Raw genomic sequence first — 10964 nt, 5'->3', positions numbered from 1 at the left:
TGCAAGATGCAACATTAGATGCAACGTCTAAAGATGCAGTGACAGGTAAACAGTTACATGCGACCAATACCAGTATTACAGCATTAGATGGACGGGTGACAACTGAAGTTGGTACTTTAAATACAGCGATTACCAATAGTGCCAATACCATTAACACTCGTATTGATGGTGTAGATACGCGAATTGGCAATGAAGTGGCCACCTTAAATACACGTGTTGATACGACTAATACTGCGTTGGTTCAGGCATTAGGTGGTGGTGCGGCATGGAACAATGGTGTATTCACAAATCCAACTTTTACAATCCAAGGAAAAGCTAAAAATACAGTGAGTGATGCATTCATTGCAGTTGATCAACAATTAGGTGCAATTAAAACCTCTGTATCAGATTTAAAAACACATACAGACCAGCAAGCTGTATCTAATTTAAATGATGCAAAAAATTATGCAGATCAACAAACAACCACTGCATTAAATAATGCAAAAGGCTATACCGACCAGAAAACCACATCAACCTTAAATGATGCAAAAAGCTATGCAGACCAAAAAGCTGCTGATGGTAAAGCCTACACAGATCAGCAAACTGCATCGACACTAAACAATGCGAAAAATTATGCTGACCAGAAAGCTGCCGATGGCAAAGCCTATACTGATCAACAAACTGCATCTGTACTTAATGATGCAAAAAGCTACACAGATCAAAAAGCGGCATCTTCTTTAAGTGGCGCAAAAGATTATACCGACCAGCAAACGGCATCGGCACTTTCCAGTGCGAATAGCTATACCGATGGCAAAATTGCAGATGTGCAAACTCAACTTACAGCCAGTAACCAGTTTGTTCAGGTGAATGGAGTAACTGATGCCCAAGCTGCTTCGGCAACAGGTGAAAACTCGGTTGCGATTGGAACAAATACCGTAGTGACAGGCCATCGCTCAACTGCTGTAGGTGTGGGTAATCAGGTTTCAGGTAATGGTTCTGGTGCCTTTGGTGATCCAAACACGGTATCTGGAAACGGTAGTTATGTTGTGGGTAATGACAATAAAGTCACGGGTGATAATACCTTTGTGCTGGGCAATAATGTCGATACTCAAGCCAAAAATGCAGTGGTATTGGGTAATGATTCTGCATCGGATCGTGATAATACGGTATCAGTTGGAGCAAAAGGCAAAGAACGCCAAATCATCCATGTGGCGGATGCCGTTGAAGATACCGATGCAGTCAACTATCAACAGCTAAAAGCAGCAGAAAAATCGACCAATAACTATACCAATGAGCGTGTAAATGCCTTAAATAGCGCGTTTAATGATTATCGTATGGAAACAGAACAGCGCTTCCATAAAGTGGATGAACGTTTTAACCGCCAAGGTGCCATGACTGCTGCGATGATGAATATGTCAAGTAGTGCTGCCAGTGTCAAAGGACAAAATCGTGTCGGTGTGGGTGCTGGCTTTCAGGGACAGGAACAGGCGGTGTCAATTGGCTATCAACGGATTATTAATGATAATACCTCACTCACCATTGGTGGCGCATTTACCAAGGAAGAAAGTTCGGGTGGTGTAGGCGTTGGTTTTGGTTGGTAAAATTTAAAGCATAAAGTGGAAAACCCGTTCAATTGAACGGGTTTTTTAATTAAAACGTTTTAAAGGGTTTTTATTTCTAAAACCAGTTGATTAATCAGGTCGGCTGCTTCCAGTTCCCGAATCTGCCCCACATTCATGCCAGCCCAAAATGCACCATAACCAGGATCATTGTGCTGATTGGCAACACTGATCAATTGCTTGGTTAAGTCATAGGTATATGGATACTCAGGTAATGCTGGGCGGTTGGGTGCATCAATCTGGGTGTGCCATGTGCCCAGCAGTCCACGGGCTGGACGACCTGATAAGCTTGAACTGATTTGTGTAATAGATTGACTGAATAAAGCTTTTCGATAGGATGCGTTCGCACTCGAACTTTTACATTGCACAAATGCTGTACCCAATTGAACAGCAGCAGCACCTAATTTCAACATCGATTTTGCTTGATCACCATTCATAATACCGCCAGCAGCTACGACAGGTAATTTACAATGTGTTGAAATGAGTTGTACGAGATCACTGGTTTTAATGGCAGCATCAAAAGTTTGATTGAAAATACCCCGATGTCCTCCAGCTTCAATCCCTTGAGCAATAATAATGTCGATTCCTGCCGCTTCAATCTGCTGTGCCTCAATCAGGTTGGTGGCAGAAACCAGAGTGACAATACCCGCATCTTTGAGTGCCTGAATCTGGCGAGGGTGTGGAATACCAAAATGAAAACTCACAGCTTTGGGACGAGTTTCAAGTACAACATTCAGGAAATCATCATTATCTAAAAAGCTTGGATAAATACAGCGTAATTCGGACGGTGGCTCAGCACCAAACTTGGCAAACTGAGGTCGTATATATTCAATCCATTGTTGGGCTTTTTGCTGGTCAAGTCGTTCAGGTTGATGACAAAAGAAATTGACCTGAAAGGGTTTGTCTGTAAGTGTCTGTGTTTTTAAAATCTCAGCTTTCGCTGTTTCTGGTGTATTTGCCCCCAGTCCCAAAGAACCAAACGCGCCTTGGTTAGAAACTTCAGCGGCCAGTTCAGGCGTTGATACACCTGCCATAGGTGCAAGAAAAATAGGGTGTTTTATTTCTAGTAATTCTAGGATTGACATCATTATATGCTCACTTTGCTTTTAGTCACCATAACGCAAAAACAAAAAACCTTGCAAATAATAACCAGTATTTAATTATGGAATATACACAATATTTATTCCGTAAAAAATAATGGTTTTAAATGGTTGTGACATTAAATAGAGAACCGACCCAGCTTGAGAAAGCCATCGCTAAAATGCCCCATAACATAATACGCAGACTGCCTTTGAGTATTGAGGTATGTGCAAAATAGCTGGAAAGCGCGCCTAAAATTCCTAATGAAATAATGCCTGTCACCAAAACGGCATGTGAAATAAAAGCATCTGGACTGAGTAGGATGGCCAGCATGGGAAGAGCCGCACCGCATGAAAAGGAGGCGGCAGAAGAAAGTGCTGCCTGAACTGGATTGGCAGCAGTATTTTCATGGATGCCAATTTCATCTCGGGCATGTGCACCCAGCGCATCATGTTCAGTCAACTGTTTGGCAACTTCATGTGCCAGTTCAGGGTTTAAACCACGTGAAATATAAATCTGAGTGAGTTCACCAAGTTCCGCATGGGGATTCTTTTCAAGCTCTCTGGCTTCAAAACGCAGGTCTGACTTTTCAATATCCTCCTGTGACTTAACGGAAATATATTCTCCAGCAGCCATTGAGGTTGCCCCAGAGATCAGCCCTGCAATACAGGTAATTAACAATGTATGTGAACTGGCACCACTGGCAGCCATACCCATAATCAAACTGGTCACGGAGATGATGCCATCATTTGCACCAAGCACGGCGGCACGTAACCAGCCTGAGCGTTGTATGACATGAGGTTCTGCATGATGAGAAAAAGACATAATTCGGCTCTTATAAAAATAATGAAACAAGTCCCAGCTTTATTATGGAAAATCATTTTTATGAAAATTCTATCAATGATTCATCAACTTAATTCGCTATAAAATAACTTATTTTAACGGTAAGATAACGGGGGACTTCGTTATAATATGTGAATGGTTTAACATTTTTATTTAGGCTTTAGACTAGCAGAATAGATATGTTAGTCTAGAGCCTTAATTTATAATTTAATTGTGTAAACAATAACATACAGCTTGGTCTGTCTAAACAGATGTCTTGACAAATGTAACAGGTTTATCTCGGCAGTAGCAATTAAATGACTATAAAATGGCTATAAATATGTCTTAAACGTCTCAATTGCCCGTGTGCGGCTGGACTTTAACTCCACGATTGGCATAGGGTAGTCCAGATTCTGAATTTTGGTATTGGCAAAAGGTTCATGAATCGTTTTAGAGTCTAAGTGAGCAATTTCGGGAATCCACGTGCGAATATAGTCACCATTCGAATCAAATTTTTGCGATTGGCTAATTGGGTTAAACACACGAAAGTAGGGAGCGGCATCTGTTCCTGTCGAAGCGCACCACTGCCAGCCGCCATTATTGGCAGCCAAATCACCATCCACTAAATGTTGCATAAACCATTGTTCACCTTTACGCCAATCAATGAGCAGGTTTTTGCTTAAAAACATGGCGCAGATCATCCGCACCCGATTATGCATCCAGCCTGTTGCCAGTAACTGACGCATACCTGCATCCACAATTGGAATACCCGTTTTTCCCTGTTGCCACTGTTCCAGCGCAATTAGGTCATCACGCCACGGGATATTCTGTGTTGAGGATTTAAAGGGAAGATGTTTGGAAACCTGCGGAAAATCAAACAGGATATGCTGATAAAACTCACGCCATAACAGCTCATCCAGCCACACCTGCTGGCTTTCAGACTGGATGACAAAATCACCATGCTGTTGCCTAAACAGTGCCTGAATACACTGGCGGATGGAGAGAATACCAATGTTCAGGTAGGCTGAAAGTTGACTGGTGCCAACTTGTGCTGGGAAGTCTCGTGCTTGTTTATAGTGATTCAACCTTTTTCTTACAAACTCATCTAATAAATCTAAGGCGTATGTCTCTCCAGCTGGCCAATGATCAATCATGTTTTGCTCAAGCGTTGAGGCATAGGCTTGTTGCAGGGTGGTCAGGTTGGCTTGGTTAAAAAATGAAAAATCCTCTGCAAGCGGTCGTTGAGCGTCAGGCAATGGATAACACTGGGGCAACCCATGTTGTAAACGCTGATAACAGGTTTTCTTGAATGCCCCAAAAACTTGATAGGGTAGGTTGGACTGATTGCGAATGGAACGCACAGGAAACAGTGTACGGTCATGAAACAGGATTAGTTCTTTTTGCTGCTGGTTTAATACTTTCTGTACATCATGGTCACGCTTTAGTTCATTTACACCCAGCTCAATATTGGCGTAGACATTTTCGATATTTATTCGCTGGAGAAGTTCCGTAAAAAAATTACCTACATCTTTCCATAGAGGAATATGCTGGATGATTAATGGGATATTAAGGTTAAGGGTATTAAGCTGCTGTTTTAATTGTTGTAGCTGACGCAGATAAAACTCGATCTTGATGGGGGCATCGTCATGTTGTTGCCATTGTTCAGGTGACAGAATCACCAGCGCAATACACTGGCCAGCCTGCGTTGCGTGCCAAAGTGCAGCATGATCATGGATTCTAAGGTCCTGACGGAACCAGATCAGTTGATAAGAATGGGACATAGACAGAATATCAAGAGAAGAGAGTCCTATTAAAGTTAAGCGATTTTTCTATTTTATAAAAGTATCAGCCAATAAAAAAGCAAAGCCGAAGCTTTGCCTTAAACAATTCATTTAAAAATGAATTAGTGCTGGTGACCACCTGCACCATGAACGTGACCATGATCAAGCTCTTCTTGAGATGCATCACGAATTTCCATGATTTCAACTTCAAAAGTCAGGTCTTGACCAGCAAGTGGGAAGTTTGCGTCAACGATCACGTTGTCGCCTTCAATGGCCTTAACCGTTACGATTTGAACGCCATCATCAGTTTGAGCTTGGAATTGCATACCAGGCTGGATATTATCCACGCCCTGGAACATTTGTGCTGGAACTTCTTGTACGAGGTCTGGGTTATATTCGCCATAACCTTCTGCAGCTGGAACAGTTACAGTAAATTTTTCGCCTACTGTTTTACCAAGCAGTGCATTTTCTAAACCAGGAATGATGTTGCCTGCGCCGTGCAAATATGCAAGTGGTTCACCTTGAGATTGATCAAGTGTTTCACCCTCAGCGTTTGTTAAAGTGTAGTGGAATGAAACCACGTGGTTATTTGCAATAGCAGTCATGTTTTGAATCCATGTCATCAATAGTTTTAGCTGTATATCATAAAGTGAAAAATAGTTTTTGTTGACTATTTTCCACTTTTTGAAACGATTTAGTTATAAATAGGAGCGAAATTTAAAATTTCAACTCAATACAGTTTAATTTTTGGACGTACACGACGAGTCAGAAAATCTTTGACGGTGAGTGCCCCAGCCTGAGTGTAGCCATGAATATTGGCCTGATGCAGTCGGTATAGCGATACATACATGGTTTTGGCAATAAATCCCTGTACGCTGACATCGCCAAGCAATTCTCCCACCGCCTGATTACGGCTCAATGAAACCAGCGATCCCTTGTCGTTAAAGGTGAACATGGGTTGTGGTGAGCCTGATAAACGGGCCGCCATCGCATCCACCAGAAAAGTTGCCTGCTGGCTGGCAACCTGTGCGCGTGGGCCAAGTGGTGGCTGACGGGCATCCAGCTGACAGTTGGCGCAGTCACCAAAGGCAAATACATTTGGATCAGAATGCGTTTGAAGCGTTGCGTAAACCATTAACCGATTGATCTTGTCACGTTTAAAATCTGTAAATGATTCTAAAACTTTGGGTGCCTTTACCCCTGCCGCCCACACGGTAATATCAGAATGCAGGATTTTCCCATTGCTAAAATAGACATTAGATTTATCGACTTTTTGCACCTTATGCTCAGTCAGAATCTCGATGCCCATTTTCCTGAGTTGCTTGGCACTATGTGCTGCGGTTTTTTCATTCAATGCTGGCAGGATACGGTCAGACGCTTCAATCAATGTAATTTTGACCTGCTTCGGATCAATTTTCTTTAAGCCATAACGATAGAAGTTTTTGGTGGTTTCGATCAGTTCCGCCGCCAGTTCCACACCTGTGGCACCCGCACCAACAATACCGATGTTCAGGGCACGTTCAGTGGAATGGTTTTGTGCCTCAATGTAGAGGTGGAGTAAATCCTGCTGGAAAATATCCGCCTGTTGGCGACTGTCAAGGAAGTGGCAATATTCACGTACCCCCTCGATGCCAAAATCGTTGGAGACAGAACCTACCGCAATCACCAGAGTATCGTAACCCAACTTTTGAATCAGTGGTGTGTGTTCTTTGGAAAGCTGGGGAGGAGAGAGGCTAATCTGCTTTTGATCCTTGTTAACATCCAGCAGGGTGCCAAGCACGAACTCAAAATGGTGCTTTTCTGCGTGGGCAAAGTAGTTAGTCTGTTCTTCGTGGGGATTGAGGGAGCCAGCAGCAATTTTGTGGAGCAGGGGCTTCCAGATATGGGTCAGGTTTTGGTCAACCAGTGTGATTCGGGCTTTCTTTTTCCTGCCAAAACGTTCACCCAGTTGTGTCGCAAGTTCCAAACCACCTGCGCCACCGCCTACAATCACGATATGATGTAAGGTTTTACTCATGATTAACCTAATTTTTTGTGAAAGGATGGCAGGATTATGCCATCCTTTTTTCAATATTGTATTAGTAATCTTGATAGAAAAAGTAGGTTTTTTTTAACCCTGATTTAGTGGGTAGAGTTTTGGATTTTTAGTGTCATTTATTGAGAAAAAGCTGAATAAATTAGAAAACCAGATCATAATTTTTTGAAAAATGTTGGCTTCTTCAATCTGTACATCATTCTCAATTTGCAAACTACGAATCAACTGGTTATTTTGATAAATCGACACCGTTGCCAAGTTCATGACCTGGGTTAAAGGAGCAGTCAAATGCTGTTCATTTAATTCAATGTTGATATGGGTATTGGTGGTTTGCAGTGGTTCAACTGTGCTGACCTGCTGGTTTGCATCAACCAGATGGATGCGCTGAGTTAACAAATCAAAACTATTCAAGTCAATTGGTGTTGCTTGATCATATAGCGATGTCGTCACAATAGTTGGTTGCTTGGTTTCGACCTTAAACATTTTTAGGGTTGATTTAATCACAGGCAGTTCAGCAATCAGTCTTTGCTTTGGAATCACTTCCTCATCACGGGTATAGGTATAGGCCAGGTCCATCAGCTTGTGCGCGACTTCGGCACGTTTCACCGCACTGGGTGTACCCAACACCACTACAATTAAACGGCGTTTATCAACATGTGGATTAAAGGTCGGACGTTCCGCAGTCAAGGCCAGATTATAGCCAGCAGCCTTAGTATAGCCTGTTTTTAAACCATCTGCCGTAGGGTCAAGCTTTAAGGCAAAATTGGTGGCATGGTGAAAACGCTGGTTATAGCTAAAGCTTGGCATTTTTGAATAATGCAGATAGTCAGGGGTTTGCGTGACGATAGCCTGAGCCAGCACACCTAAATCTGCCGCAGTTGAATAATGGTCAGGCATGCTGATGCCAGCAGGATTGCTGAAATGGGTATCTTTCATTCCCAAGGCCTGTGCTTCCCGATTCATGCGCGCAACAAACGCGGGTACGCTGCCTGAAATCTTTTCGGCAAGCGTGACAGCCGCATCATTGGCAGACATCACAATTAAACCTGCGAGGAGCTGGTCAATTGAAATCTGCTCACCCGCTTTCAGGTACATTTGCGATTCATCCCACATCACGGTACTCACCACAGGCGTAGCCGTCAGTACCTCTTCCTTACGCAATTTTCCAGCTTCAATTTCCTTGAGGGTAATGTAGGCCACCATCATTTTGGTCAATGAGGCTGGGGCACGTTGTACGTGGCTATTATGTTCAGCAATGACCTGACCTGACTGGGCATCCATAATTGACCATGCCTGCGCCTCCACCGATTCAGGTGCAATATTCAGTAAATTGGCATGAGCGAGATGGGTACAGATTAAGCTAAATAACGTAAACAGGGAGAGGATAAATTTCACGTAAACACCTTGTGCTGCCGATCCAGTGGCATGGAATGCGAAAAAAGCATGCTATGACTTTTTTGTTGAAGAATCTAGGGGCTGTTGACATTTTATATATGAATTGCGTTGTAGGCTAAAATTTCATCAGACGAGGCGTGAAACGCAGGGAATGGCTATTCCCTTGCCAAGTTTCATAACGAAGTATGAGGGAATTTTAGCCACAACCCTTTGGGACAGGGACATTTTTTGTCGCTACTACGTTATGCCTTGTTTATTTAGAATGACTAAATTTCACAAGTCATGCCTTGTATCGCCTAAAAAATGTCCACTGTCGCAACCATAGATAAAGTGACAACAGCCCCCAAACTTTTGCAGACAATTAAGACATCTGCGCATGACTTTGTAAAAAAATGCTAAGCTGTGTGAAGTGAGTCTTATTTTTACGATCTAAAGCTATGTTGCACTATCAAATTGAGTTCGACGATTATCGCCAACACCTTATTCATGTGACCTTACGTTTCCTTGCCAATCCCAATCAGGAGCTATGGTTGCCGACCTGGATTCCAGGCAGTTACCTCATCCGTGAGTTCTCAAAACATATTGAATCGGTTCAGGCTTCTGATGAAGCAGGGCGTCTGCTCAGCATTAAAAAAACCGAGAAAAACCGCTGGCGTTTGTTCAATAACGACCATGAACTGATTACGGTTGAGTATGATGTCTATGCCTATGATTTATCGGTGCGTGGGGCGTATGTCGATCAAACCCGTTTGTATGTCAATCCTGCCTGTGTCTGTTTAGGTCTGCAAGATCAGGAACAGTCACCTTGTGAGGTTGAAATTTTCCTGCCTGATGAACTCAAGCATTTCCAGATTGCTACGGGGTTGCCAAGTAAAAGTCTGGTCAAGGGGCGCTTTACTCTAAAAGCGGAGAATTATGACCAACTGATTGACAGTCCATTTGAGCTGGCTGAACAAAGCCGTTTTAGCTTTCAAGCCAATGGTATTCCACATGAGTTTGTGATTTCAGGCAAGCACAATACCAATTTGGATCGTTTACAGGCAGATATTGAGAAGATTTGTCAGGCTGAAATTAATCTGTTCGGTTCAGCACCATTTCAAAACTATACTTTTATGACCATGGCAACGGGCAATAGTTATGGTGGTCTGGAACATTGTAACAGTACCAGCCTGATCACCCCGCGTGATGACTTGCCCAAAGAGAATGAAACACAGGAACCTTCCAAAGACTATCAACGTTTTCTAGGCTTATGTAGCCATGAATATTTCCATTCATGGTTGGTGAAATTTATACGTCCTGAAAATTTTGCCCATTATGATTTGCACAAAGAGGGCTACACCAGCTTACTCTGGATATTTGAAGGCTTTACTTCTTATTACGATGACCTGATTTTGTTGCGTAGTGGTGTGATTTCGCAGAAATCCTATCTGGATTTATTAAAGGCGCAGATTGACCGTTATTTGCAAAATCCAGGACGTTTGATCCAGTCTGTTTCGGAATCCAGTTTTGATGCATGGATCAAGTTCTATCGTCAGGATGAAAACTCAAACAATGCAGGCACCAGTTACTACAACAAAGGCAGTTTAGTGGCGCTTTGCCTGGACTTGGGGCTGCGTTTGCGTGGTTCAAACCTTGATGCCCTGATGCGCCGTTTATATGAAAATACCCAAAAGGGGATTCAGGTCAATGAACGCACCATTTTTGAATTGTGCAATGAATTGACAGGTGATAACTGGATTGAGCAAATCAATCATTTAATCAATACCACCGATGAGTTGCCACTGGACCAACTCTTGCCTGAGTTTGGTTTAAGTTATAGCCTGAAAAATGATAAGGCGCTGCCATTTGGTTTAAAAACCGTGGATAAGGCTGAGGGTGTGGTGATTCAGCAAGTTCGCCGTGACAGTGCTGCTGCAAAAGCTGGACTGTCTGCCAATGATGTGATCCTTGCGATTGATGGTATTAAAGCATCAGAAAAGCTTCTGGCGAAATATGCAAAACAGCAGGGAACGTTTACGATTTATGCTTTCCGCCGAGATGAGCTGTTGCAGTTTGAAATTTCAGGTGGAGAAAATGCACTGACCACTGTTGAGTTAAAAATTGAAGATCAGAATAAACTTGATCGTTGGTTGAAAGTTTAATCCCCCGACCAACGTCATATGTTGTTCATTAAACTTTGTTAGTGTCGTACTCATACTAAGGCACTATATTCATTTGTTTGCGAAATGGTAAATTTAAAGCTCTTATTTAAGC

The 10964-nt window shown here is 42.7% G+C and carries 8 protein-coding genes; 2 read left to right on the top strand and 6 right to left on the bottom strand.

Features of this window, described 5'->3' with window-relative positions:
* Window positions 1-1580, top strand: a 1580-nt coding sequence (locus F972_RS03240; protein ID WP_004763944.1) for a YadA family autotransporter adhesin, incomplete at its 5' end; no start/stop codon positions are given.
* Between the two features lie 59 nt (window positions 1581-1639).
* Here F972_RS03240 and F972_RS03235 read toward each other — a convergent pair.
* The 6 genes from F972_RS03235 to F972_RS03210 form a co-directional block, all read right to left on the bottom strand.
* The gene (locus F972_RS03235) at window positions 1640-2683 is read right to left on the bottom strand and encodes an NAD(P)H-dependent flavin oxidoreductase (RefSeq protein WP_034428080.1); all 1044 of its coding nucleotides are present in this window, start codon (window positions 2681-2683) and stop codon (window positions 1640-1642) included.
* A 118-nt stretch (window positions 2684-2801) separates the two neighbouring features.
* Window positions 2802-3503 carry a VIT1/CCC1 transporter family protein gene (locus F972_RS03230; protein ID WP_004763941.1) on the bottom strand — a complete coding sequence of 234 codons (702 nt, stop codon included), beginning with the start codon at window positions 3501-3503 and terminating at the stop codon, window positions 2802-2804.
* 329 nt (window positions 3504-3832) lie between these two features.
* Window positions 3833-5281, bottom strand: coding sequence for a cryptochrome/photolyase family protein (locus F972_RS03225; protein WP_004763939.1), 1449 nt, complete (start codon window positions 5279-5281; stop codon window positions 3833-3835).
* A 122-nt stretch (window positions 5282-5403) separates the two neighbouring features.
* The gene (locus tag F972_RS03220) at window positions 5404-5886 is read right to left on the bottom strand and encodes an FKBP-type peptidyl-prolyl cis-trans isomerase (protein WP_004674749.1); all 483 of its coding nucleotides are present in this window, start codon (window positions 5884-5886) and stop codon (window positions 5404-5406) included.
* A gap of 125 nt (window positions 5887-6011) precedes the next feature.
* On the bottom strand, window positions 6012-7298 hold the full coding sequence (locus F972_RS03215) for an NAD(P)/FAD-dependent oxidoreductase (protein WP_004763938.1): 1287 nt from the start codon (window positions 7296-7298) through the stop codon (window positions 6012-6014).
* A 93-nt stretch (window positions 7299-7391) separates the two neighbouring features.
* Complete coding sequence (locus F972_RS03210; protein ID WP_004763937.1) at window positions 7392-8711, bottom strand: D-alanyl-D-alanine carboxypeptidase PBP6B; 1320 nt, start codon at window positions 8709-8711, stop codon at window positions 7392-7394.
* A gap of 437 nt (window positions 8712-9148) precedes the next feature.
* On the opposite strand from F972_RS03210, the gene F972_RS03205 reads away from it, so the two are divergent.
* Window positions 9149-10852, top strand: coding sequence for a M61 family metallopeptidase (locus F972_RS03205; protein WP_004755857.1), 1704 nt, complete (start codon window positions 9149-9151; stop codon window positions 10850-10852).
* Window positions 10853-10964 lie beyond the last annotated feature (112 nt).

Origin of the sequence: Acinetobacter sp. CIP 102529, assembly GCF_000368325.1 — a bacterium.
Taxonomy (GTDB): domain Bacteria; phylum Pseudomonadota; class Gammaproteobacteria; order Pseudomonadales; family Moraxellaceae; genus Acinetobacter; species Acinetobacter parvus.
Note: the sequence above shows the minus strand (reverse complement) of the source record. Positions and strands in the feature narration are given on the sequence as shown.